Genomic DNA, 750 nt, shown 5'->3' with positions numbered 1-750 from the left:
GCCAGAAGCACCCCTCCCCAGCCCTCCCCCTTCGCTGCGCCAAAGGGAGGAGGTGTAGTGCCGAGCCATGCTCGGCAGGGGGCATTCCCAGCCAGAAGCACCCCTCCCCAGCCCTCCCCTTCGCTATGCGAAAGGGAGGGGGTGTATGTAGTGCCGAGCCATGCTCGGCAGGGGCTTGCCTGGGGAGGCCTCTGCCGAGCGTGGCTCGGCACTACAGAAACATGCGGTGTAAGGCCTCTGCCGAGCATGGCTCGGCACTACAAAAACGGGGCAAAAAAAAACGCCGGCGTTGGCCGGCGTTTTTCTGGGCGTTGCTGCAGGCCTCAGTGCTTGAGGTTGCGGCGCAGACGCTCCAATGCCTGCAGCTGGGCAGTGACTTCGGCCAGCTTCTGCTGTGCCTCGGCCAGCTCCATGGCTTCGCCACGGTGGGCCAGCACGCGCTCGGCTTCTTCCTTGGCCTTGCGCACCGATGCTTCATCGATGTCGCTGGCACGGATGGCGGTGTCGGCCAGCACGGTCACGACCTGCGGCTGTACTTCCAGGATGCCGCCGGAGATGGCGAAATCCAGGTGTTCCCCGGCAGCGGTGGTGACCACGACCTTGCCCGGCTTCAGACGGGTGATCAGCGGTGCGTGCTTGGGCGCGATGCCCAGCTCGCCCAGCTCACCGGTGGCCACGACCAGGGTCGCTTCGCCGCTGAAGATCTGCTGCTCGGCACTGACGATGTCGCAACGGATGGTGCTCATGGAA

General features: G+C 65.3%; 1 protein-coding gene. It reads right to left on the bottom strand.

Going from position 1 to position 750, the window contains the following annotated elements:
- Positions 1-323 precede the first annotated feature (323 nt).
- Positions 324-746, bottom strand: coding sequence for a F0F1 ATP synthase subunit epsilon (locus B2527_RS13315; RefSeq protein ID WP_057626868.1), 423 nt, complete (start codon positions 744-746; stop codon positions 324-326).
- Positions 747-750: the final 4 nt, after the last annotated feature.

The organism is Stenotrophomonas sp. UBA7606, assembly GCF_002477705.1.
Classification (GTDB): Bacteria; Pseudomonadota; Gammaproteobacteria; order Xanthomonadales; family Xanthomonadaceae; genus Stenotrophomonas.
Note: the sequence above shows the minus strand (reverse complement) of the source record. Positions and strands in the feature narration are given on the sequence as shown.